This is a genomic window from Haloparvum alkalitolerans, assembly GCF_050122995.1.
Lineage (GTDB): Archaea > Halobacteriota > Halobacteria > Halobacteriales > Haloferacaceae > Haloparvum > Haloparvum alkalitolerans.
This window is the reverse complement of the sequence record NZ_JBNLIA010000004.1, coordinates 182,392-205,657: the sequence shown is the minus strand read 5'-3', so window position 1 is coordinate 205,657 and position 23,266 is coordinate 182,392. Positions and strand designations below refer to the sequence as shown.

Below are 23,266 nucleotides of genomic sequence, written 5' to 3'. Positions count from 1 at the left end.
CACGGCTCCCGTGACCCGGTCTTGAAGTCCGGGGACACCCTTATGCCCTTCTGTCGCCTCGGTTGGGACGAAACATGATGCAGACGACCCACGCGCTGGCGGGGATGGCGCTCGCGGTGCCCGTCGCCCTGCGGTCGCCCGAGCTTGCCCCGCTCCTTCTGGTGGCCGGACTCGTCGGCGGCGCCCTGCCGGACCTGGACCTCTACCGGGGGCACCGCCGGACGCTTCACTTCCCCGTCTACTACACGGTCGCCGCGGCGCTCCTCGCGGCCGCGGCGGCGGTCGCCGGCGGCCCGTGGCTCCTCGCGGCGGCGGTGCTGACGGCGGCCGCCGCGCTCCACTGCCTGATGGACGTGTTCGGGGGCGGGCTCGAACTCCGCCCGTGGGAGGGCCGGTCCGACCGCGCCATCTACGACCACGCGCGCGGCAAGTGGATCGCGCCCAGACGGTGGATCCGGTACGACGGCTCCCCCGAGGACCTGGCCATCGCGGCGGTCGCCGCCGCGCCGGTGCTGTACGTGGCGGATGGGCCGCTATGGATCGCGGCCGTCGGAATGCTCGCGGTCTCGGCGGTCTACGTGGCGCTTCGACGCCGTCTCCCGGAGATCGCGGCGGCGCTCGCGTCCCGGGTGCCGTCGCGCTTCCGGGAGTACGTGCCGCGTCGCTACTTCGAGTGACTGGGACGGGTCTCGCTTCGAGCGGGAAGAGGGCCTCGGCGGCCGCGGCGTGGGCCGGTTAAGGAGGGTTTTTCCCTGCCGGGCGTGTACGGGACGCTAATGAACGCACGCCGAACGACGCAGGACGGAGGGCGATGATGCAGGGCAACGACCAGCAGGCGTACGACCGCGGGACCTCGCTGTTCTCCCCGGACGGCCGGATCTACCAGGTCGAGTACGCCCGCGAGGCGGTCTCGCGCGGCGCGCCGAGCGTCGGCGTCCGTACCGAGGACGGGGTCGTCCTCGCGGCGATGAGCCGCGCCTCCTCCTCGCTGATGGAGGCGGAGAGCATCGAGAAGCTCCACAAGCTCGACGACCACGTCGGCACCGCGAGCGCGGGCCACGTCGCGGACGCGCGCCAGCTGATCGACTTCGCGCGCCGGCAGACGCAGATGAACCGGCTCCGCTACGGCGAGCCGGTCGGCGTCGAGACGCTGACCAAGCACGTCACCGACCACGTCCAAGAGAACACGCAGCTGGGCGGCACGCGCCCGTACGGCGCCGCGCTGCTCATCGGCGGCATCGAGAACGGCGAGCCGCGCCTGTTCGGCGCCGACCCCTCGGGCACGCCCCACGAGTGGAAGGCGACCGTCATCGGCGGCGGCCGGCAGGACATCCAGTCGTTCCTGGAGGAGGAGTGGAACGCGGAACTCACCGTCGAGGAGGGCGTCGAACTCGCCGTGCGCGCCCTTCGCGTCCACGAGGAGGACCTCGACGCGGACGACATCTCCGTCGCCACCGTGACCGAGGACGGCTACCGCGTCCTCTCGGAGGACGAGATCGACGACGTCGTCGCCGGCCTCCCGGACGAGGACGACGGCGAGGACGCGACTGACGACGACGCGACTGACGACGAGGAGTAACGCGACCGCCCCGCCGAGCCGGCGCGCATCCGGCCCGGCGACGACATTTCTTTCATTGCGCGTCCCCACCGGATCCCATGACACGCGTCGACCGGTTGATCGCCTATCCGGTGAAGTCGATGGACGGAGCCGACCGCAAACGGGCGCGACTCCCGGAGGACGCGCCGCTCGCGGGCGACCGCTCGTACGCGGTGCTCGAAGCGGACGCGGACCCCGAGACCGCCTCCGTCGGCGGCGGGGGCGGCTACGTGAACGGCAAGAGCGAGCGCCGCGTCCACGAGGTTCGCGCCTCCTACGACCTCCCGCAACCGGCCGACGCGACGCCCGCGAGCGTCACGCTCGCGACGCCGGACCGCGGCCCGCGGACGTTCGACCTGCCGGGCGGGACGGAGGCCATGGCCGCGTGGCTCGGTGAGCACTACGGCTATCCCGTGCACGTGGTCCGCGACGACGGCGGGTTCCCCGACGACGCGAGCGCGCGCGGCCCCACGGTCGTCTCGCGTGCGACGCTCGCGGAGGTAGCCTCGTGGTACGACGGCGTCGACGCCGACGAGATGTGTCGGCGACTGCGACCGAACGTCGTCCTCGCGGACTGCCCCGCGTTCTGGGAGGACCGCCTGTTCGCCGACCGCGCGTCGCGGGTCCGGTTCCGAGTCGGCGACGCCGAGCTGCTGGGCGTCAACCCCTGTCAGCGGTGTGTCGTGCCGAGCCGCGACCCGGACACCGGCTCCGAGACGCCGGGGTTCCGGGAGACGTTTCTGGAGCGCCGCCGCGCCACCATGCCCGAGTGGTCGGGCGGCGACTGGTTCGACCACGACTTCCGGCTGATGGTGAACACGGAGACGCCGGCGGCGACCGCGGGCGCCGAGATCGCGGTCGGCGACGAGGTCGAGGTGCTGGGGACCACGTCGGCCCCGGAGTCGGCGTAGCCGTCGCTGGCCGCCGCGAACTGGCGGGCCGTCAGTTCGCGGGCCGGGTCCACGCGGGCGCGGACCGTGGCTGGCCGGTCGCCGTCGCCCGCGACGCCCGGCCGTGGACCGATCGGCGCCGTCTCCCTTTTGAACGTTCGGCCGGCGCGAGGCGCTACAGGCCCGTCAGCTTGTCCCGGCGGTAGAGGTCGAGCTCCTGGACCGTTGAGCCCTCCTGGCCGGCCGCGAACGCGATCGCTTCGGCGACCTCCTCGGGTTCGGTGACCTCGCCGGGGTCGAAGCGCTCCTCGAACGCCTCGCCGTCCGCCTCGCCGAACCGCGTTCTGACCTCGCTCGGGTTGATCACGGAGACGCCGACGCCCTCGTCGCCGACCTGCGCCGCGACGCTGTGGGCGAACCCCCGGACCCACCACTTGGTGGCGGCGTAGACGGGGTTGTACGACCGCGGATACTGCCCCGCGAACGACCCCACGACGACGAGGTTCCCGGACGCCGCCACGAGGTGCGGCAGGGCCGCCCGCGTCAGGTAGAACGTGCCGTCCACGTTGGTCTCCTGCATCGCCTCGTAGGCCTCGTCGCTCATCGTCGCCACGTCGCTCCCCCGGCCGACGCCCGCGTTCGCCACGACGGCGTCGAGGCCGCCGAACCGGTCGACGGTCGCCTCGACGGCCGCGACCACCTCGGCGTCCCGGCGCACGTCGGCGGGGGCGACCAGCACCGCGGCGTCGTGCCGGTCGCGCAGATCGTCCGCGAGCGCGCGGAGGTCGTCCTCGCTCCGCGCGCAGAGCGCCAGATCCGCCCCTTCGGCGGCCAGCGTGCGCGCGGTCGCCGCGCCGATGCCCGAACTCGCGCCCGTGACGAGCGCCGTCGATGTGGACAGGTCGACCATGGTCCTCGGTAGCACCCGTATGCTCCTGGCTCCGCGTTCTCCGGCGATCTTCGCCGGCTGTTGACGCGTCGGAACTGCCGAGACCCCACGCTTTAGGACCGCAGCCGGCAAGGACCAGCCATGCACGTGTTACGAGGCGGACGCGTCGCGGACGCCGACGGCACCCGCGAGGCGGACGTGGCGGTCGAGGACGGCGAGATCGTGGCGGTCGGGGACCTCGGCCGCGGCGAGACCGAGACGGACGTCTCCGGGAAGGTCGTCGCACCGGGGCTGATCGACGCGCACGTCCACCTGATGATGGACGGCCGGCCGGACGTGGCGAGCGCGACCGACGAGAGCGCCTACGAGGCCGCGTATCGCGCGACGGAGAACCTGTCGGCCGCGCTGCGCGCGGGCGTCACGACCGTCCGCGACCTGGGCGCGCGCGACACGCTCGCGCTCGACGCCGCCCGCATGGTCGAGGAGGGCGTCGTCGACGGGCCGCGCGTGCTCGCGTGCGGACAGAACGTCATCATGACCGGCGGCCACGGCCACTGGTTCGGTCGGGAGGCGGACGGCCCCGCCGAGGTGCGGAAGGCCGCCCGCGAGCAGCTCCACCGCGGCGCGGACGTGATCAAGTGCATGGCGACCGGCGGCGTCCTCACCGAGGGCGCGGTCACCGGCGCGCCGGAGCTGACGCCGGACGAGCTGGAGGCCGTCGTCGACGCGGCGGCGCCGACGAACACGCCGACCGCGGCCCACGCCCACGGCGACGAAGGGATCCGAAACGCCGTCGAGGCGGGGATCACCAGCATCGAGCACGGCACCTTCATGAGCGCCGAGACGGCGGAACGGATGGCCGAGAAGGGGACCTACTGGGTGCCCACCGCGAGCGCGCTCCACGGCATCGTCGAGAACGGCGTCGAGGCGGGGATCCCGGAGTCCGCGGTCGAGAAGGCCGAGGTCTCCGCGGAGCACTTCGCGGACGCGTGGGACCGCGCGCTCGACGCCGGCGTGACGGTGGCGATGGGAACCGACGCCGGAACCCCGTTCAACGACTTCGCGGAGATTCCTCAGGAGATGGTCCACATGGTCGAGTACGGGCTGTCGCCGGCCGAGGCGCTGGAGGCGGCGACGGTCAACGCCGCCGACCTGCTGGGTCTCGACGACGTGGGGCGCGTCGCCGAGGGGCACCGCGCCGATCTCGTCGTGCTCGACGCCGATCCGAACGAGGACGCGACGGCCTGGCAGTCGCCCGAGTCCGTCTTCGCCGCGGGCGACCGCGTCGCCTGACCGGCCCCGGCCCCGACGGTGGGGACGGCCATCGTCGCATCCGCCGACCGGCCGCGGTCATAAGCGCTTTTTACTGCCGGAGCGGGCCTTCAGGTAATGGGCCGTCGGCCACTCCTCGCTATCGCGCTCGTCGTCGCCGTGTTCGCGGCGTCGGGCTGCGGCGCCGCGGCGGTCGCGGCCGCCGGTTCGGCGGGCGGCAGTTCGCCGGTCGCCGCCGCCGCGGGCGAGCGCCCGGCGCTGGGCGACTCGACGGCGCCCGTGAGCGCCGCGGCGCAGGACGGGAGCTTCGAGCGGAGCGTCGTCCGCATCAGGGTGACCGCGGAGGGCGACGGCGTCTGGACGTTCCGGTACGAGCGACCGCTGGAGACCGACGACGAGCGGGAGGCGTTCGAGTCGTTCGCCGCGGAGTTCCGCGAGAACGAGACCGACCGCTATCGGGCGTTCACGGAGGACGCGCGCGGGCTGGTCGCCGACGGCGAGGGGGTCGTCGACCGCGAGATGAGCGCCGGGAACTTCTCGCGTGACGCGTTCGTGCGCTCGAGCCTCGGCAACGACATCGGCGTCGTCGAGCTCTCGTTCACGTGGTCGGGGTTCGCGGCGGTCGACGGCGACCGCGTCGTGGTCGGCGACGTGTTCGAGGGCGGCATCTACGTCGGGCCGGACCAGGAACTCGTCGTCGAGCCCGGCGAGGGGCTCGCGTTCGCGAGCGTCGACCCGCAGGCCACCCAGTCGAACCCCGACTCGCTGACCGACAGCGACACGGTCACCTGGAGCGGCGAACGCCAATTCACCGACCGTCGGCCCCGGGTCGTCCTCCGGCCCGCAGCCGCGATGGAGACGACCGACGGGACCGACGGAGGGACGGTGGGGGGGACCGGCAGCGCGCCCGCGACCGGCTCCCCGGTGACGGGGGAGGACGGGCCGTGGAGCGATCGGCTCCCGCTGCTGGCGGCGCTGCTCGGGGTGCTCGCGGTGCTGTCCGGGGCCGGACTGCTCGCGTCCCGATCCGCCGGTTCCGGCCTTCCGGGACCGATCGGGTCCGGATCGGGGGACCACGGCGCCGGGAACACCGCGGACGCCGCGAACGGGGCGGACGACGGGGCGGACGCAGGGGCCGGCGACGAGGGGGCGACCGGGGGAGAAGCCGCGGCCAGCGGGGCCGCGGCGACCGCCGAGCCCTCGGTCCCGGACGAGGAACTGCTCTCGGACGAGGACCGCGTCGTGCGACTGCTCCGCGAGAACGGGGGACGGATGAAGCAGCACCGCATCGTCGACGAGACGGGCTGGTCGAAGTCGAAGGTGAGCGTCCTGCTCTCGGAGATGGAGGAGGAGGGAGCGGTCTCGAAGCTCCGCGTCGGCCGCGAGAACGTCGTCAGCCTCGACGGGTCCGAACCGTCCGCGGCCGGGTCGCCGTTCGACGAGGAGTGACCGCCACGTCGGCCGATCGGACCGCGTCACGGCGGCACAATGTGGGGGCGAAACGCAACTGTTTTACTCGGGACCGGCATACCGAAGGGTGTACGCGACACCGTCGCTCCGATGGTGTAGTCCGGCCAATCATATTGCCCTCTCACGGCAATGACCAGGGTTCGAATCCCTGTCGGAGCATTTCTCTCGACGCCGCCACGACTAGCCCCGGCCCTCCCTCGACGCCACGCCGACTAGCCTCCCCTCTCCCTCGACGTATCGCGCTCGGAACTCCCTCGCGGGGACGCACCGCGATCGTCCCGCGTCACGCCGTCGCACGGCGATCCGAGATCGGAGCCGTTTTACGGGCCTCCGGCCAAGCCGTGAATGCGAAGACGGACGCTCCGATAGTGTAGTCCGGCCAATCATATTGCCCTCTCACGGCAATGACCAGGGTTCGAATCCCTGTCGGAGCATTTCTCTCGACCCCAACCCGACAGCCGCGGCCCCGTGGAACGGGTTCGACCGCGGTTGGGTCACGCCTCGCCGCGGTAGATCGCTTCCAACTCGTCGACCGTCCGGTCGACGGAGAACTCCTGCACGGCCTCGCGCGTGTCGCGGCCCCCGGTCAGGCAGTCCTCGACCGCGTCCCGCATCGACTGCACGTCGCCGAACGCGAAGCGGGCACCGTTGTCCGACCCGATGGTCTCGTCGAAGGGCGCCACGTCCGCGGCCGCGACCGGCGTGCCGCAGGCGTTCGCCTCCAGCGTCGACAGCCCCAGCGTGTCGCAGGTCGAGGCGGTGACGAAGACGTCCATCGAGGCGTAGAACTCCGGGAGCCGCTCGCGAGGGAAGAAGTCCCGGAACTCCACGTTCGCGGGGGCGTCCCGTTCCAGCGACTCACGCTCCGGTCCCTCGCCGACGATCACGTATCGGTACTCCGGCATCGCCTCCGCCAGCCGGAGTATCTCGTCGACGTTCTTCTTGGCCGAGAGGCGGCCGCTGTAGCCGATCACGGTCTCGTCATCGGGGAACATGCCGTCCGCGCCGGGACGGAAGGTGTCCATCTCGATGCCGACCGGGAGCTGTCGGTGCTCCACGTCGCGCCGGATCCGGGAGGTGGAGGCCGTCACGCAGTCGAACGACCGCAGGAACCGGTTCTCGTAGGCCACGTAGAGTCGCCCCGCGAAGTCCGCGGCGGTCTCCACCTTGAGCCCCTGGATCAGGTAGTCCTCGATGGGCGTGTGGTGGGTGTACACGGACGCGGCCCCGCGCTTGCGCGCGTACCGCCGGCCCATCAGGCCGGTCGAGGCCGGACCGTGACAGTGGACCACGTCGAACTCGGGCAGCGAGGACAGCCGCCGGTACAGCGGGAGCCGGTACTGCTCGTAGAAGGGGTTCGGGAGCGACGGGACGGGGAACTCGTGTGGACCCGGCTCGTAGTCGCCGTCGGGGTAGACGACGGACACCTCGTGGCCGCGGTCCTCCAGGCGATCCCGCCACGCCTGAATGGTGTAGGTCACCCCGTCGATGCCGGGGAAGTAGCTGTCGGTGAAGAAGCCGATCCTCATGGCTGGTCGGTGTCGCACGGGGTCGTTCGGCGTCGGCGGTCCGGGCTCATTCGTCCACCACCGCGTCGACGAACGCTGGCGCGCCGTTCTCATACGTCGGGCGCTCGTCGAGCGCCCGGAGGCGTTTCGCCTGCGTCACGGCCTCGCCGACGGAGCTCGCCCGGGCGACGCCCTCGATCCCTCGCTCCGCGGCGCCGTCCGCGATCGCCTTCTGGAACGGCAGGAACGGGTAGATCACGCAGGGCGTCCCCGCGACCACGGTGTCCGCGATGGAGGAGAAGCCGGTACAGACCACCACGTCCGCGGCGGCGGTGTACGGCGTCATCGTGGGCTTGGTCTCCCAGTCGTCGTCGCCGACGGTCCGCACGTCGAGGCCGTCCGCCTCCAGTCGCTCGCGGATCGCGTCGAAGTCCTCGCCGTGCGTGCCGGGGCTGAGGAGGACGTCGTACGGCTCGACGGCGTCGTCGGGGTCGCCCTCCTGTGCCAGCGGGCCGACGCGGGTGATCCCCTCGGGGGCCGGCTCGTCGGGCCACAGCGAGGTGACGACGATCCCCTCCGCGAACCGGAGCGAGACCTCGTTGTAGACGGCGAGCGGGGTGCCCCAGACGGGCCCGAACAGGTCCGTCGTCAGGTGGTCGATGCGGTAGAAGTCGAGCCCCTTCCGCGCCGCGCAGACCGCCGCGAACAGGTCGTCGGTCACGAGCACGTCGGGGTCCTCCGCGTCGAGCCACGCGGACAGCTCCCGCGTCCGGCGGACTGCGGAGGGCGCCAGGTCGAACAGCGAGTGGCGCAGGAAGTCGACCGGCCCGTCCCCCTTCACCGCCACCGTCGTGAGGTCCGGGTGGTCGAAGCCGTTCAGCTCCACGAACGGCTTCCCCTGCCCGCCCCCGGCCATCGCCACCTCGATGCCCCGGGACTCGAACTCCTTGGCGACCGGGATGGCCCGGGCCGCGTGGCCCGCGCCGTCACACCAGTAGACGATCGCCACCTTGTCGGTCATACGTGGCCCGTTCTCGCGGCCCGTATAAATCGGCCGCGACATCGCCGCGGTCGTCGACGAGGGTGGAGGGGGACCCTCGCCGCTCCCGGACCGGAGTACCTAACAGGCCGCACGCCCGGAGTCGACCCATGGACGACGCCGGTTCCGAGGAGAAGAACGTGGTGTTCCTGGTCCTCGACTCGCTGCGCAAGGACCGGATCTCGCCGTACAACGGCGACGTGGAGTTCACGCCCCACATCGGCGACCTGGCGGACGACGCCGTGGTGTTCGAGGACGCGGTCGCGCAGGCGCCGTGGACGCTCCCGTCGCACGCCTCGATGTTCACCGGCGAGTACCCGTGGGAGCACGGCACCACCCACGCGCGGAGCTACTTCCCGGCCGACCGCGAGACGTTCGTCGCCCGGTTCCGGGACGCCGGCTACCACACCGCCGCGGTCACGCCGAACGTCTGGATCACCCCCCACAAGGGGATGACCGACGACTTCGACGAGGTGGAGAACTTCCTCGGGACGGCGGACAACCCCCTGAGCGTCCGGCTCTCGAAGCTCGGCGCGCGGGCGTTCCACGCGCTCGGGTCGGGCACGCGCCGCCTGATCGGGCGCCAACTCGACCGCGTCTTCCGCCTGTTCGACGTGGACGACTCCTGTAAGTCCGCGGAGACGGTCGAGGCGGTGGAGGACTTCCTCGACGACCGTGCGGGAGAGAAGGCGGAGCCGTTCTTCCTCTACACGAACCTGATGGAGCCGCACGAGCCGTATCACCCTCCCAAGCGCTACCAGGAGAAACACGGCGTCGACCCGGACGCGGCCATCCCCCACCGACAGAAGGACGTGTTCACGATGGACGACATCGACTACGACGCGCTCCGAAAGGTGTACGACGCCTCCGTCGACTACACCGACGACCTCGTCGGGCGGGTCCGCGACGCGCTCGACAGGAACGGGCTCGCCGAGGACACCGTCGTCGTCCTGCTGTCGGACCACGGGCAGGCGCTCGGCGGCGCGGACGGGAGCTTCGGCCACCAGTTCACGGTCTCGGAGCCGGTCACGAACGCGGTCCTGCTGGTCGACGACCCGGACCGCGATGCCGGTACCGAGCCGGGGCTGACGGAGCTCCGCCGCCTCCACGACCTCGTGCCGGGATGGGCGGGGATCGCGCCGGAGCCGGAGCGAGGGAGTGCGGTCGCGGAGGTCGCGCGGGGCGGCATCGAGTACCCCGAGAACTTCACGGGCTTCATCCCGAGCGAGGCGTGGGACGACTACTACTGCAAGTACCGGTACGTCGCGGACGCGGACCACAAGGTCGTCAAGCGGATCGACGCCGACGGCGCCGCGACCTACGCCGCGGTCGACCGCGGGAGCGGGGAGTCGGTCCCCGTCCCGGCCGACCTCCGCGCTGAGGTGGACGCGATCGGCGACGTGGACGTCGACGCGGACGCCGACGCGGACGCCGAGCGGGGCGGCGGCCCCGAGGCGGACGAGGAGATCGCGGAGCGGCTCGAAGCCCTCGGGTACAAATAAGCCGCGGCGACCCCCGCCGCCTGGCGAGGGAGCCGCCCCGGGCGGGCGAAACGGGCAACCCTTTTGCTCCGGGGGGCGAGGTGCCGACAACCACCGGGCGTCGCCCGCGGGACCGCGCTCCGTCGCGTCGACTCGCGAGCGGGGGAGCGCCGCCGCACGCCGTCCGGCACTCACGACGCTATGAACGTATCACGACAGGTCGGTCGGAAGGGGGTCTTCTGGTTCGCGGTCGCCACCGTCCTGTTTCTGGCGCTGGTGTACCTCGCGGACCTCGACAAGTTCCTCGGGTCGATCCGGGCGGCCGACCCGCGCTTCTTCGCGGTCGCGCTCGGCGTCGGCTTCTCCTCGCTTTTGGTGTGGGCATGGGTCTGGCACCGCTTCTTCGGGCAGATGGGGATGGAGACGACCGTCTCCCGCACCCTCCGGATGTTCATGACGGGCCACTTCCTGAACTCCATCACGCCGCTCGGGCAGTTCGGCGGGGAGCCGGTGATGGCGTACATCGTCTCGGACAACACCGGCACCGACTACGAGCGCAGCCTCGCGTGCGTCGTCTCCGCGGACCTGATCAACGCGGTCCCCTTCTTCACGTTCACGCTCGGGGGCGTCGTCTACCTCGCGCTGCGGGGCGCGCTGACCGGCTTCCTCGCGGACGTGGGCGCGGCCGCGGTCGTGCTGCTGCTCGCCGCGTCGCTGGTGGCGTACCTCCTCTGGTCCGACGACGCGACGCTGTCGGGCGCGGTCGTCGCCGCCGTCGACGCGGTCGAGCGCCGGGTCGACCGCGGGGAGGGGTTCTTCGAGTCGATCCGCGAGCGCGTCCGCAACATCGAGTCGTCGTTCCAGGAGGCGGGCAGCGACCGGCGCTTCCTCGTGACGACCGCGCTCGGCTCGCACCTCGCGATCCTCGCACAGATCGTCTCGCTGTACTTCGTCCTCCTCTCGCTGGGGCTGGAGCCGGCGTTCGTCCCGCTGTACTTCATCGTGAACCTCTCGGTGATCGCGACCGTCTCGCCGACGCCCGGCGGCTCCGGCACCTACGAGGCCGCCTTCTCCGGACTGGTGACCGTCTTCTACGCCGTCGACCTGTCGGTCGCGCTGACCGCCGCGGTCCTCTTCCGGCTCACGACCTACTGGCCCGGCCTGCTCGTCGGCTACGCCTCGATGCTCACGCTCCGGGACTGATCCGCAGCTCGCAGGGGGAGTACCGGCGGAACTCCGCCGGAGTGGTTCATTAACTACCGACCGAGTACATGAAGAAAGAGTTTTTCGCACGACCCTCGCAGACGTGCGTATGGATCACACCCCTCGACGCGAGGAGGACGTTCCTCGACGCGAGACCGCGGAGACGCCCGCGTGGACGCGCGAGCAGGCGGCGGGGCTGGATCGGGACCCGGACGCGGTCGCACCGGTCATCTACCCGCCCGAGCACGACACCTTCGGCGGCCTCCACGTCTGGGACACGTGGCCGCTCCGCGCCCGCGACGGGAGCCTCGCGGAGGTCGGCGGCTACCGCGTCCTGATCGCGCTCACGACGCCGGACGACCTGCTCCCGGGCAAGCGACACGACGTGGCGCGCCACCACTACTTCTACGCCGCGGACGGCGAACACTGGACCCACGGCGGGCCGGTGTTCGGGGAGTCGGACGATTCGGAGCCGAACGACCCGCAGCGCCCCGAGAGCGTCGACGACGAAGGCGCGTCCACCGCCGTCCCCTACGGCTCCCGCCAGTGGGCCGGCTCCGCGATGTACGACGCCGAGGCGGACGAACTCTACTGCTACTACACCGCGGCCGGCCGCCGGGGAAGCGACGAGTTGAGCTACGAACAGCGCATCGCGGGCGCCTCGGGGGGATCCATCTCCGCGACCGGCGACGGCGTGGAGATAGCCGGCCCGTGGGACCACGAGGTCCTGCTGGAACCGGACGGCGACCACTACGAGCGCGAGGCCCAGTCGCGGGGGATGACCTACACCTTCCGCGACCCGTGGTTCTTCGAGGACCCCGCGACCGGCGAGACGTATCTGCTGTTCGAGGCGAACACGCCGGTCCCGGAGGGGTCGGACGCCTGCGGCGGCGACCCCGCCCAGCAGGAGTTCAACGGCAGCGTGGGCGTCGCCCACTCCCCGACCGGCGACCCGATGGACTGGGAGCTCCGGCCGCCGCTTCTCGAGGCCGTCTGCGTGAATCAGGAACTGGAACGCCCCCACGTGGTCGTCCGCGACGGTCGGTACTACCTGTTCGTCTCCAGCCACCTCCACACGTTCGCCCCCGGGCTGGAGGGGTACGACGCCCTCTACGGGTTCGTCGCCGACTCGCTCGGCGGCGACTACGAGCCGCTGAACGGCCACGGGCTCGTCGCCACCAACCCCGCGAACGCGCCGTTCCAGGCCTACTCGTGGGTGGTCTACCCGCACGCGGACGAACTGCTCGCGGTGAGCTTCTTCAACTACTACGACTACGCCGGCGAGAACCTCGACGGGGTCGCCCACCTGCCGGAGGAGGAACAGCTCCGCCGGTTCGGCGGCACGCTCGCGCCGACGCTCCGCCTCGACGTCGCGGACGCGGAGACGCGCATCGCCGGCACGCTGCGGCACGGTCACCTGCCCCTCCCGGACGAGGACCTGGAGCCCGTCGAGCGGCGGCTCGGGGCGACGAGCGCGACGGGCGCCTATCGGCGGTAGCTCCCGGTCGCTGGGCCGGAGACGACGGAGGTCGCCGCTGACTCCCCCTCGGACGCGTGTCCCGTGTCGAGTGTCGGAACCCGCCGAACGGGGCTGCAGCACTCGACCGTTCCTCCCGGAACCGCGACCGCACCGCGACCGCACCACAGCACCGTGGTCTCCGCTTCACTCCTCGGCCCCCTCAGCGTGCCAGCCCGGTTTCTCCCTTCGGAAACGCGGTCGGGCGCCCGCCATTTATGTCACTCGCGGGCCAAGTGTGGCCGATGTCAGCACCCGAGACCGGCGACGACGCACCGCGGTTCGAAGCGACGCTCGGCACGAGCGACCACGAGGCGTTCGCGCTCGCGGACCGCCTCGGGGACGGGCCCGTCGTGCTCGCGTTCTTCCCGGGCGCGTTCACCCCGCCGTGCACGAACGAGATGGTGGCGCTTCAGGAACGGCTCGGCGACTTCGAGGAGGCGGGGGCGACCCTCCTCGGGGTGAGCGCGGACTCGCCGTTCTCGCAGGGCGCGTTCCGCGACGAACACGGGATCGAGTTCGACCTCGTCAGCGACATGGCCGGGGACGCGATCCGGGCGTACGGACTGGAGATGGACATCGCGGAGCTCGGACTGTACGGGATCGCCAACCGCGCGGTATTCGTCCTCGACGCCGACGGGGCGGTGACCTACCGGTGGATCGCCGACGACCCGACGAACGAGCCCGACTACGGCGCGCTACTGGACGCCGTCGAGGCGGCGTAGGACCTCGCTTCGACCCACGACGGCCGACATAAGTAGCTCCCGCGCCGAGCGGAAGCCATGACCGACGAGAGCCGAGCCGCGACGGACCGTGTGCCGACCGACCGACCGCCGGCCGACCACCCCCTCGACCTTCCTCGAGTCGGACTCGGCACGATGGGCATCGAGGACCCCGCCGCCGTCCGGGCGGCGCTGGACCTCGGCTACCGCCACCTCGACACCGCACAGATCTACGAGAACGAGGCGGTCGTCGGCGAGGGGCTGGCGGCCGCGCTCGGTGGCGCCGGCGATTCCTCCGCTCCCGCCCTCTCCCGGGCGGACGTGACCGTGGCGACCAAGCTCTGGATCGACGCGCTGGCTCCCGACGCGGTTCCGGAGAGCGCCCGCGCGAGCGCCGACCGGCTGGGCGTCGACGCCATCGACCTGCTGTACGTCCACCGCCCGCGCGGCGGCTACGAGCCCGAGGGGACCCTGTCGGCGCTGGCCGACCTCGTCGACGAGGGGCTCGTGCGCCACGTCGGCGTCAGCAACTTCGAGCGCGACCAGCTCGACCGCGCCGTCGAGGTCCTCGCGGACCGCGGGCTCCGGCTCGCGGCCCACCAGACCGAGTTGCATCCGCTGTATCACCGGCCTGAACTGCTCGACCACGCCCGCGAGCACGGCTACCCGGTGGTGGCCTACTCGCCGCTCGCGGGCGGCCGCGCCGGAGAGGTCGAGGCGCTCCGGACCGTCGCGGAGAAACACGGGACCACGCCCGCGGCGGTGTCGCTGGCCTGGGTCCTCGCGAAGGACCCGGTCGTCGCGATCCCCAAGGCCTCGAGCGAGGCCCACCAGCGCGCGAACCTCGCGGCCGCGGCGCTCGAACTCGACCCGGAGGACGTGGCTCGGATCGACGCGATCGACCGCGAAGAGGAGCTGTATCCGGAGTAGCGCCGGGCCGATCCCGCGTCGGCGACCGATCAGGCCCCGTCGCGCCGCGACTTCACGAGCATGTACGCGACGACGGGGACGATGGTGAACACGAGCGTCGCGAGCGCCCAGACGGCGGGGTAGCGGACTCCCTCGGAGCGCGCGTCGCGGTAGATCCAGACCGCGAACCCGACGACGACCGCGTAGAGCACGCCGTAGTACGTCAGCGTCCGAGCCGTCGCCAGGTCCACGAACAGCGGGTCCATCGCGTCCCCGTTCGCGCGCGGGGCGAATGAGCGTGACGGTCGGGGGCCCGGACCGCGCTACGCGTCCCCGTCCGGGATCCGGCCGACGGCGGGGTCCGTGAGGTCCGCGGCCATCACGAAGTCCGGTTCGTCGGCCACCGGAACGCGGGCGGCCGCCGCGTCGCTGACGACCGCCGCCGCCTCCGGCACCAGCACGCGCGTCCGGTCGGCGCCGGCGGCCGCCGCGTCGCGAGCGATCCCCGCCAGCAGCGCCGCGGCCGCCTCGGCGTCGCGCCACGCGGCGACGCCGTAGATGGCCTCCGTTATCGTCTCCGCGTCCGCTCCGTCGTCCGTCTGGCCGTCCGTCTCGCCGTCCCCCGCCTCGCGCTCGTGGGTGTACGACCGGTAGCTCATCCCCGCGACGCCGCCGTCGTGGACCGCGAGCAGGCGGTCGTCGGCCGCGGCGGCCGCCAGTTCCTCGCGCGTCAGCGCCGAGAGCGCCCACGACTCCTCGGCGTCCATCGACAGCCCGCGAAGGTGCTCGCGGGCGGCGCTGTCCGTCCAGAAGCTCCAGGCGGCGTCGGGATCGGGCGCCCCGGCGGTCCCGCTCCCGGTTCCGGCGACGGGGAGGTCGGGGGTCGCCTCGGCGTCCGGTACCGGCTGAAGGAACCGGAACTCCGTGCAGGGGTCGAAGCCGACCGCGCGCGACTGGCCGAGGCCGGCGACGTTCCACGAGAACACCATGTTGCGGCAGACCGTCGCGCCGCGCTCGCGGCCCCAGTCGAAGACCGCCCGCGAGAGGTGTCTGGAGACGCCGAACCCGCGGGCGGCGGGGTCGACGCGGATCGCCTGCCCCCACGCCTCCCACTCCGAGAGCAGCACGCCCTGGATACAGCCCACGACGCGCCGCCCGTCGACAAGGTTCGGGTCCGCCGCCGGGTCACCCTCGACGGCGTCCGCCACGGCCGCCGGCGGCAGCGTGACGACGAACGTGCGCCGGTCGGGGTCGTCCGCCTCGACCCACCGCGGGAACGCCTCCGGGACGTAGTCGCCGTGTCTCTCGCCCCAGGTGTCGCGGGTGAAGGCGGCGACTGCGTCGGCGTCCGCCGCGCGGGCCCGCCGGACGGAGACGGGGTCGTCGTCGGTCATCTATCGCCAGGGCTGGGACTCCTCGGTCAGCTCGCCGGCCAGGTTTCGCCCCATCGCGTCGGCCGGGTTCTCGGCGTTCGCCAGCGCCCACATCAGCTTCACCTTCGCGGTACCGGGGAGGGTGTCGCCCGCCTCCACGACGCCGGCGTCGAGCAGGTCGCGGCCGGTGTCGTAGACGCGGTCACAGACCCGGCCCGCGAGACACTGGCTCGTCATGACGACGGTCGTTCCCGACTCGACCAGCTCCTCGACCCGCGGGATGAGGGCCGTGTGGACGTGGCCGAGTCCGGTCCCCTCGATCACCACGCCGTCCGCGTCGTCGAGGTAGTCCCACGCGGCCGGGTCCATCCCGGGCGTGAACTTCACGAGCTCCACGTCCGCCGCGAGGTCGGCCGCGAGCGCGAGGTCGGTCGCGCCGCGCTCGGCGTGCTCGCGCCGGAAGGAGACGCCGGCGCCCCCGTCGGCCGCCCCCTCGTCCGACCCGCCCGCCTCGCTGGCGGCCGCGTAGTCGACCTCGCCGAGCGGCTTCGCGCCGACCGTCTCGAAGGCGTCGCGGCGCGAGGTGTGGTTCTTGCGGACGCGCGTGCCGCGGTGGAGCGCGCAGCGGTCGTCGCTCTCGGTGGCGTGCATACAGACCAGCACCTCCGAACAGTCGGCCTTCGCCGCCTCGACGGCACACACCGCGTTCATCACGTTGTCGGAGGAGGGGCGGTCGGCCGAGCGCTGCGACCCGGTGAAGACGACCGGGACCGGCGTGTCGAGCATGAACGACAGCGCGGACGCCGAGTACTGCATCGTGTCCGTCCCGTGCATCACGACGACGCCGTCCGCGCCCGCCTCGATCTCCTCGCGGACCGCCTCGGCGAGGTCGACCCAGATGGAGGGGTCCATGTTCTCCGAGAGGATGTTCGCGACGACGCGGCCGCGGTAGTTCGCGCGGCCGGCCAGGTCCGGGACGGCCCGGAGCACGTCCTCGGCGTCGAAGCGCGCGGTCACCGCACCGGTTCGGTAGTCGACGGTCGAGGCGATGGTGCCGCCCGTCGAGATGAGCGACACCGTCGGGAGCTCCTCGTCGAAGCTGATCTCCGAGACCTCGCCCGGCTCGTTCGCTCCGCCCTCGTCGACCTCGTGGACGCCCGACTCCAGCACCTCCACGTCGGCGGCCTCGCGGTCGATCCCCACGTTGTAGCCGCCGTCGAGCTTCACGACGAGGTGGTCGCTCGTCGAGGAGGGCATCAGCACGCCCTCGTTCGTGACGTCCGCGCGCTCGACGCGAACGCGATCTCCGGGTTGCATGTGGCGGAATTCCCCGCGGTCGGACTTCAATCCAACCGTTCGGGGCGGCGGGCCGCCGACCGCGACCGCCGGCGCCGTCGCTCGCGGTCGCGGAGCGGCCGGTCAAAAAATCGCGGTTCGCGAGTGAGGAACGCGGCTGCGTTCGGGCGCCCCCGCGGGCGCGGAACGCGGCTGCTCTGTCGCCGACTCAGCCGAAGAGCTCGCCGAGCCCTTCGCCCTCGTCGCCGTCTTCCTCGTCCTCGTCTTCCTCGGCTTCCTCGGCGGCCTCCTCCTCGGCCTCCTCGGACTCCTCGGACTCTTCCTCGCCACCGGCGGAGCCGCTCGCGGCGGCGCCCGCGGCGGGCGCGGCGGCGGCCGTCTCGATGGCCTCCTCGATGTCGACGTCCTCCAGCGCGGCGACGAGCGCCTTGACGCGGGACTCCTCGACGTCGACGCCGGCGGCTTCGAGCACGCCGGTGATGTTGTCCTCGTTGATCTCCTCGCCCGATTCGTTCAGGATGAGCGCAGCGTAAACGTATTCCATTGTTGTGATCTCCGTTGGTTATCCGAACATCGCTCCGAGGCCATCGCCGCCGTCGCCGTCCTCCTCGTCGTCGGAGTCGTCGGCCTCGTCGGCGTCCTCGGATGCGGTCTCTTCTTCGTCAGCCTGTTCCTCCTCCTGCTCGTCGGCGGCCGGGGCGGGCGCGGCGTCCACGCCCTGCAGCTCCTCCGGCAGCGCCTCCTCGTCGTCGATCTGCGCGGCGAGCGCGCGGAGCTGGGCGTCGGCCTTCCCGACGAGGTCGGGCACGACGTCCGGGCTCTCGACCTCCGCGTGGAGCGCGACCGACTTCGCCTCGCCGGAGCCCTTCGCGAGAAGGGTGCCGACGGTGGCGGCGGTCGGGTACTCCGCGTTGAGCGAGAGGTTGCGGCCCGCGGCCGCGGCGGACTGGATGTCCGCGCGGTACTCGTCGACGTCGATGGCGAGCTCGTCCGGCTCGAAGAGGACGCCTTCCGAGAAGACGCCCTTCAGGTCGAGCCCGACTTCCTTCGGCTCGATGCCGAGTTCGGTCAGGACGTTGGCCAGGTCGTCGGAGACGACCTCGCCCTCCTCGAGGACCTTCGAGTCCTCGGTGACCTGGATCGAGCCCTCCTGGATGCGCGCGGCGGCGCCGACGGTCTGCAGTTCGCCGACGAACGGACCGGGGTCGACCCCCGTGTCACCCTCGGGGATGACGATGTCGTTCGGGGCGACCTCGCCGGCGTTGATCGGGGCCGGCGTCTTCGAGGCCTCGAGCTGCTTGTAGAGGCCGAACGGGTTGTCGTTGGTGCCGATGAGCGCCACCTGTCCGGCGACGTACTGGGTGAGCTGCTCGACGCCCTCGTCGACTTCCTCCAGCGCGCGGACGACGAGCGTGTTGCGGCTCATCCGGACGTCGGCGGAGCCGTGCAGCTCGCGGCGCATGGCCTGGAGCTGACGGCTCGGGATGCCGGCGACGCCGACGATCCCGACGGACGCGAACGAGTCGATGAAGTCGACGAGCTCGTCGACCTCCTCGCGCTTCCACTCGGGGATCGTGTCGGTCTGGCGGACGGAGCTCATACCGGGACCTCCTCCGCGGGACCCATCGTCGTCTTGACGTAGATCCCGTCGATGTTGAGCGGGCCCTTCTCGAGGTCGGCCTCGAGACGGCGGATGATGACGTCGATGTTGCTCGCGATGTCCTCCGCGTCCATGTCCTCCGCGCCGACGCGCGTGTGGAACGTCCGGCGGTCGCGGGACCGGAGCTGCACCGTGTTCTTCATCCGATTGACTGTGTCGACGATGTCGTCGTCCGGCTGCAGTGGGGTAGGCATCTTCCCGCGCGGACCGAGGACGGTACCGAGGTACCGACCGATGTCCTGCATCAGGCTGGCTTCGGCGATGAAGAAGTCGGTCTCATCGGCCAGGTCCTTTGCGCGGTCGTCGTCGTCTCCGAGGTCTTCGAGGTCGTCGCTGTCAAGCACTTCGTCAGCGACATCCTCTGCGCGGACGGCGGTTTCGCCCTCCGCGAAGACGACGATCTGTGTCTCCTGCCCCGTTCCAGCCGGCAGCACGACGGACTCGTCGATGCGGTTCGACGGATCGTTGAGGTCGAGATCTCGAAGGTTGATCGCGAGGTCCACCGTTTCACGGAAGTTCCGCTCGGGGGCCTCGTCGAGAGCCTGAGATACTGCCTCCTCTATTGTGTCTGCCATTTTTCACCTCCGTAGTACGCAGGTAGCTCCTACGGGTCAGTGAAACAGGCGAAGCCTGTCTCATCGGATAGTGGCCCATGCCGCCCTTAAAGCCGTCGAAGGGGGGTCGGGCGTGTGACCGCTTCACGCGCCTGCTGGCGGGGTCCTCGGACGGTTTCTCTCCCCCGGACGTGCGGCCGTCCCGCGCGTCGCGGCGACGGTGTTGGCGGCGACGGTGTTGGCGGCGCCGGCGGCGGACGGACGCCCTACCGGTCGATGCCGCCCTGCGCCTTGATGTCCATGATGTGGCGGACGTTGAGGTAGATCTCCTCGGGTGAGGTGTCCTCGTCCGGGTCGTACAGGTCGGAGACGCGGTAGAGGATCGCCGCGACCTGCCTGCTCTCGGAGCTGTCGCCGCGGACGTCCTCGGCGACCGCGCGGAGCAGCTCCCGCTTCTCGTCGTCGGGGGAGAACTCGGCGTCGGAGTCCGGCGCCATCTCCCAGTCCGGATCGTCCTCCGCCTCGGTGGCGTCGCCGTCCGTTCCGGTGCCCTCCTCGCTCATCGCTTACCTCCGGCGGCTCACTTCGCGCCGGCGGACGACGCCGGCGTTGTTCGCGACGTTCTCGGTTATCACCTTGAACGCGTCCGCGGTCTCGCCGCCCTCCAGTACCACGGGCTCGCCGCCGTCGCCGCCGGTTCGCACGTCGGGGTCGAGCGGAACGCCCCCGAGGAACGGGAGGTCCTGCTCCTCGGCGAGCTGCTTGCCGCCACCCGCGCCGAAGATCTCGTGGAAGCCGCCGCAGTCGGGACACTTGAAGCCGGACATGTTCTCGGCGATGCCGAGGACGTTCGTGTCGTGTTTGCCGAACATCCGGAGCCCCTTCGTGGCGTCGTCGAGCGCCACGTCCTGTGGCGTGGTGACGATGACCGCGCCGGTCAGCGGGAGCGTCTGGAGGATGGTGAGCTGGGTGTCGCCGGTGCCCGGCGGGAGGTCCATGATCAGGTAGTCGAGCTCGCCCCACTCCACGTCCTCGACGAGCTGCGTGATGATCTTGTGAACCATCGGGCCGCGCCAGATGACGGGGTCGTCCTCGCCGGTGAGGAAGTCCATGCTCATCAGGCGCATCCCGTACTGCTCGGGCGGCGTGATGGTGTCCCCGTCCGTCCGCGGTCGCTGGTCGGCCGAGACCATCCGCGGGACGTTCGGGCCGTAAATGTCCGCGTCGAAGAGGCCGACCTTCGCGCCCATCTCCGAGAGCCCGGCCGCGATGTTGACCGCCATCGTCGACTTGCCGACGCCGCCCTTCCCGGAGGCGACCGCGATGACGTTTTTCACGCCCGGCATCACCTGCTCGGCGGGCGAGAACTCCTCGGGGACCGACGCCGAGAGGCGCGGTTCGAGCCCCTCCGCGGTCAGGACCTCGCGTACCCGCTCCGCGATCTCGGTCTCGTGGGGAGCGTACGGCGCACCGAGCGCCAGCGAGACCGAGACGGCGTCGCCGTCCACCTCGAGATCGTTCACCAGCCCGAGCGAGACGATGTCGTCGCCCAGGTCCGGATCCTCGACCTCCCGAAGGAGGTCACGTACCGCGGCTTCGTCCATGTCCGAGGCGAGGGGAGTGAGCCGAATAAGGGTTCTGTAACCGGGCCTTCGGGCGGGAACGGGCGCAGTTTCGGGTCGGCGGACCGCCGCGCCGACAGTTACTCGATCCGCGTTCCGGGGTCGCCGCCCGACAGGAACGCCGACAGCTCGTCGGGGCCGAACACGAACGCGGGCGCCTCGAGCGCGAGCAGCTCCCGCACCTTCGCGGCCATCCCGCCGGAGACGTCCGTCGCGTCGCTGGCGCCGAGCACGTCCGCGACCGCGTCGAAGTCGTCGATGACCGGGATCACCGCGTCGTCGGCGTCGAGCACCCCGGGGACCGTCGAGCAGACCCCGACGCGGTCGGCGGCGAGCCCCTCCGCGAGCGCCACGACTATCTCGTCGCCCGACAGCACCGTGACGCCCTCACCGGCCGTCGCGATCCCGTCGCCGTGGAGCACCGGGACGAACCCCTCCCCCAGCAGCGTCGCGGTCGCGTCCAGCGGGAGCGTCAGGTCTCCGTTCGCGTCCCGAGCACCGGCGGAGAGGGGATGGACCGGCACCGCGGGGACCCCCCGCTCGCGGAGGCGCTCGAGGACGTGCGCGTTGAGCCGCTTCATCGCGCCGTGGATGTCCGCCACCGCCGCGGCGTCGCGCGTGCCCGCGGTGGTGGAGACGCCGTGTGCGCTGGCGTGGTGGTGGCCGAAGCTCCCGCCGCCGTGGACGACGACGAGCCGGTCGACCGCGCCGTCCGCGAGCGCGCCGGCGACGGCGTCGCAGGCGGCGTCGAGCGCCGGTTCGTCCAGCGTTTCGGGGCTGTCCTTCTCGGTGATCAGGCTCCCGCCGAGCTTGAGGACGACGGGGGCGTCCGCGGGCGGTGCGGAGGAATCGCCGGCGGCCGCGGCGTCGTCGGCCATCACTCGCCCTCCACGCGGACGCCCTCGGTCGCCAGTTCGGCGCGGAACGACTCCTCACAGCCCTGCGTGAACGAGAGCGCGGTCTCGGTCCTGTCGGTCGAGTCGAGCGCGACGATGCAGCCGCCGCCGCCCGCCCCGGTGAGCTTCGCCCCGTACGCGCCCGCCTCGCGGGCCGCCCACACCATCGCGTCCAGCGAGCGCGAAGAGACGCCCAGCGCCGACAGCAACCCGTGATTGAAGTCCATCAGCTCCCCGAGCTCGTCGAGCAGGTCCGGCGAGGGGCGCTTCTCGGGCGCTGCATCCGCGAGCAGGCGTTCGCCCTCGCGGGTCACGTCGCCGATCGCTTCGACGGTGTCGGCGGCGAAGCCGTGGCGCTCCTTCAGTTCGCGGACGCCCGCCACGAGCGCGCCGGTGTCGCCCGCGCCGCCGTCGAAGCCGACGACGAACGGGAGGTTCGGCGCGTCGATGCGCTCGCAGTCGTCGCCCTCGACGCGGACCGCGCCGCCCATCGCCGAGCAGAAGGTGTCCGCGCGCGAGGCCTGCCCGTCCTGCACCTCGAACTCCGCGCGGTAGGCGCGCTCCGCGACCTCCCGCGTCGGGAGGGGCTCGCCGAGCGCGCGCGTCGCGGCGTCGATGCCCGCGACGACGACCGCGGCCGAGGAGCCGAGGCCGGCCCCGAGGGGGATCGCGCTCTCGACGGTGATGTCGAAGCCGGCCCCGGGCGCGTCCGCGGCGTCGCGCGCCTGCGCGACGGCGGCGTCGATGTAGCCCATCGCGGCGTCGACGAGCGACCGCTCGACGTCCACGTCCGGGCGCCCCTCGGAGGAGCCGTCGTACTCGACGGTGAACCCGTCCAGCGAGAGGTCCTCGGCGGTGACGCGGACGTGGTCGTCGTCGCGCGGTTCCACGGTGACGGTCGCGCGCCGCTCGACGGCACACGGCACCGCGGGCTCACCGTAGACGACGGCGTGTTCGCCGAAGAGATAGACCTTCCCCGGCGCACTACAGACGGTCATACGCGGTCTCACAGCCCCCGGGGTAACAGGCGTTGCGCTTGGACGTGAGCGGATACTGACTGTTCGATGTGTCAGACGGCGATGCAGCGTGGCGTTCTGGTGTTGATCCTGCTGTTCTGGACTGCAACAGCTCGAAAGCCCCAGCCGGCTCTCTCTACTACTGATCTTTCTCGGTTATGGGTCCTGCTGCTCTGAACGGTAACACCCAGAAAGCCCCAGCCGGCTCGACCGGCCGCGACACACTCTGCGCTCCTCGCTCTCCGCTTGGCGAGACAACCCGCGTCTCGCGAGCCTCCAGCGTGCAGTAGCGCGCTGGAGACACCGCTCGCTGCGGTGCTTGAGGCGTCGGGGCCGGATCGAGCCGACTGCCC

Annotated in this window: 23 protein-coding genes and 2 tRNA genes; 12 read left to right on the top strand and 13 right to left on the bottom strand. The window is 71.7% G+C overall.

Annotation, left to right across the window (positions count from 1 at the left end; translation table 11 throughout):
• Positions 1-74 precede the first annotated feature (74 nt).
• From ACQE3L_RS06670 to ACQE3L_RS06660, 3 genes are all read left to right on the top strand, one after another.
• Positions 75-677 carry a metal-dependent hydrolase gene (locus ACQE3L_RS06670; RefSeq protein ID WP_426962988.1) on the top strand — a complete coding sequence of 201 codons (603 nt, stop codon included), beginning with the start codon at positions 75-77 and terminating at the stop codon, positions 675-677.
• 134 nt (positions 678-811) lie between these two features.
• Positions 812-1,579 carry an archaeal proteasome endopeptidase complex subunit alpha gene (psmA, locus tag ACQE3L_RS06665; protein ID WP_426962986.1) on the top strand — a complete coding sequence of 256 codons (768 nt, stop codon included), beginning with the start codon at positions 812-814 and terminating at the stop codon, positions 1,577-1,579.
• A gap of 77 nt (positions 1,580-1,656) precedes the next feature.
• Positions 1,657-2,508 (top strand): MOSC domain-containing protein, encoded by an 852-nt coding sequence (locus ACQE3L_RS06660; RefSeq protein ID WP_426962985.1) that lies wholly within the window; start codon positions 1,657-1,659, stop codon positions 2,506-2,508.
• Between the two features lie 154 nt (positions 2,509-2,662).
• Here ACQE3L_RS06660 and ACQE3L_RS06655 read toward each other — a convergent pair whose 3' ends face one another.
• Positions 2,663-3,397: an SDR family oxidoreductase gene (locus tag ACQE3L_RS06655; RefSeq protein WP_426962984.1), complete on the bottom strand. Its 735-nt coding sequence runs from the start codon at positions 3,395-3,397 to the stop codon at positions 2,663-2,665.
• Between the two features lie 120 nt (positions 3,398-3,517).
• Between ACQE3L_RS06655 and ACQE3L_RS06650 the strand changes: the two genes are divergently transcribed.
• From ACQE3L_RS06650 to ACQE3L_RS06635, 4 genes are all read left to right on the top strand, one after another.
• Entirely contained in the window at positions 3,518-4,669 is a 1,152-nt protein-coding gene (locus ACQE3L_RS06650; RefSeq protein ID WP_426962983.1) for a metal-dependent hydrolase family protein, read from the top strand.
• 96 nt (positions 4,670-4,765) lie between these two features.
• Positions 4,766-6,097: a helix-turn-helix transcriptional regulator gene (locus ACQE3L_RS06645; RefSeq protein WP_426962982.1), complete on the top strand. Its 1,332-nt coding sequence runs from the start codon at positions 4,766-4,768 to the stop codon at positions 6,095-6,097.
• Between the two features lie 105 nt (positions 6,098-6,202).
• Positions 6,203-6,277: transfer RNA gene (locus ACQE3L_RS06640), tRNA-Glu, on the top strand.
• A 200-nt stretch (positions 6,278-6,477) separates the two neighbouring features.
• Positions 6,478-6,552 (top strand) — tRNA-Glu (locus tag ACQE3L_RS06635).
• A 60-nt stretch (positions 6,553-6,612) separates the two neighbouring features.
• Here ACQE3L_RS06635 and ACQE3L_RS06630 read toward each other — a convergent pair.
• Together ACQE3L_RS06630 and ACQE3L_RS06625 are read right to left on the bottom strand one after the other, a co-directional pair.
• Positions 6,613-7,647: a glycosyltransferase gene (locus tag ACQE3L_RS06630; RefSeq protein ID WP_426962981.1), complete on the bottom strand. Its 1,035-nt coding sequence runs from the start codon at positions 7,645-7,647 to the stop codon at positions 6,613-6,615.
• Between the two features lie 46 nt (positions 7,648-7,693).
• Positions 7,694-8,647, bottom strand: a complete 954-nt coding sequence (locus ACQE3L_RS06625) for a glycosyltransferase (RefSeq protein ID WP_426962980.1) — start codon at positions 8,645-8,647, stop codon at positions 7,694-7,696.
• 128 nt (positions 8,648-8,775) lie between these two features.
• Between ACQE3L_RS06625 and ACQE3L_RS06620 the strand changes: the two genes are divergently transcribed.
• The 5 genes from ACQE3L_RS06620 (at position 8,776) to ACQE3L_RS06600 (ending at position 14,517) form a co-directional block, all read left to right on the top strand.
• Positions 8,776-10,167, top strand: a complete 1,392-nt coding sequence (locus ACQE3L_RS06620) for a sulfatase (protein ID WP_426962979.1) — start codon at positions 8,776-8,778, stop codon at positions 10,165-10,167.
• A 180-nt stretch (positions 10,168-10,347) separates the two neighbouring features.
• Positions 10,348-11,349: a lysylphosphatidylglycerol synthase transmembrane domain-containing protein gene (locus ACQE3L_RS06615; RefSeq protein WP_426962978.1), complete on the top strand. Its 1,002-nt coding sequence runs from the start codon at positions 10,348-10,350 to the stop codon at positions 11,347-11,349.
• A gap of 109 nt (positions 11,350-11,458) precedes the next feature.
• Entirely contained in the window at positions 11,459-12,847 is a 1,389-nt protein-coding gene (locus tag ACQE3L_RS06610; protein ID WP_426962977.1) for a glycoside hydrolase family 68 protein, read from the top strand.
• A 263-nt stretch (positions 12,848-13,110) separates the two neighbouring features.
• On the top strand, positions 13,111-13,590 hold the full coding sequence (locus tag ACQE3L_RS06605) for a redoxin domain-containing protein (RefSeq protein WP_426962976.1): 480 nt from the start codon (positions 13,111-13,113) through the stop codon (positions 13,588-13,590).
• Positions 13,591-13,743: 153 nt separating this feature from the next.
• Positions 13,744-14,517: an aldo/keto reductase gene (locus tag ACQE3L_RS06600; protein ID WP_426963106.1), complete on the top strand. Its 774-nt coding sequence runs from the start codon at positions 13,744-13,746 to the stop codon at positions 14,515-14,517.
• A gap of 29 nt (positions 14,518-14,546) precedes the next feature.
• On the opposite strand, the gene ACQE3L_RS06595 is transcribed toward ACQE3L_RS06600, so the two are convergent.
• The 10 genes from ACQE3L_RS06595 to mvk form a co-directional block, all read right to left on the bottom strand.
• The gene (locus tag ACQE3L_RS06595; RefSeq protein WP_426962975.1) at positions 14,547-14,762 is read right to left on the bottom strand and encodes a hypothetical protein; all 216 of its coding nucleotides are present in this window, start codon (positions 14,760-14,762) and stop codon (positions 14,547-14,549) included.
• Between the two features lie 57 nt (positions 14,763-14,819).
• Positions 14,820-15,890 (bottom strand): GNAT family N-acetyltransferase, encoded by a 1,071-nt coding sequence (locus tag ACQE3L_RS06590; protein ID WP_426962974.1) that lies wholly within the window; start codon positions 15,888-15,890, stop codon positions 14,820-14,822.
• On the bottom strand, positions 15,891-17,186 hold the full coding sequence (gatD, locus tag ACQE3L_RS06585; protein ID WP_426962973.1) for a Glu-tRNA(Gln) amidotransferase subunit GatD: 1,296 nt from the start codon (positions 17,184-17,186) through the stop codon (positions 15,891-15,893).
• Positions 17,187-17,373: 187 nt separating this feature from the next.
• A complete protein-coding gene (rpl12p, locus tag ACQE3L_RS06580) occupies positions 17,374-17,709 on the bottom strand; it encodes a 50S ribosomal protein P1 (RefSeq protein ID WP_426962972.1) in 336 nt (111 codons plus the stop codon).
• 18 nt (positions 17,710-17,727) lie between these two features.
• A complete protein-coding gene (locus ACQE3L_RS06575) occupies positions 17,728-18,765 on the bottom strand; it encodes a 50S ribosomal protein L10 (RefSeq protein WP_426962971.1) in 1,038 nt (345 codons plus the stop codon).
• Positions 18,762-19,400, bottom strand: a complete 639-nt coding sequence (locus ACQE3L_RS06570) for a 50S ribosomal protein L1 (protein WP_426962970.1) — start codon at positions 19,398-19,400, stop codon at positions 18,762-18,764. The genes ACQE3L_RS06575 and ACQE3L_RS06570 overlap by 4 nt, the downstream gene beginning before the upstream one ends.
• 245 nt (positions 19,401-19,645) lie before the next feature.
• Positions 19,646-19,942 carry a DUF7976 family protein gene (locus ACQE3L_RS06565; RefSeq protein ID WP_426962969.1) on the bottom strand — a complete coding sequence of 99 codons (297 nt, stop codon included), beginning with the start codon at positions 19,940-19,942 and terminating at the stop codon, positions 19,646-19,648.
• Between the two features lie 3 nt (positions 19,943-19,945).
• Positions 19,946-20,983 (bottom strand): Mrp/NBP35 family ATP-binding protein, encoded by a 1,038-nt coding sequence (locus ACQE3L_RS06560; RefSeq protein WP_426962968.1) that lies wholly within the window; start codon positions 20,981-20,983, stop codon positions 19,946-19,948.
• A 98-nt stretch (positions 20,984-21,081) separates the two neighbouring features.
• Positions 21,082-21,879, bottom strand: coding sequence for an isopentenyl phosphate kinase (locus ACQE3L_RS06555; RefSeq protein ID WP_426962967.1), 798 nt, complete (start codon positions 21,877-21,879; stop codon positions 21,082-21,084).
• Positions 21,879-22,895 (bottom strand): mevalonate kinase, encoded by a 1,017-nt coding sequence (gene mvk, locus ACQE3L_RS06550; protein ID WP_426962966.1) that lies wholly within the window; start codon positions 22,893-22,895, stop codon positions 21,879-21,881. The genes ACQE3L_RS06555 and mvk overlap by 1 nt, the downstream gene beginning before the upstream one ends.
• Between the last annotated feature and the right edge of the window lie 371 nt (positions 22,896-23,266).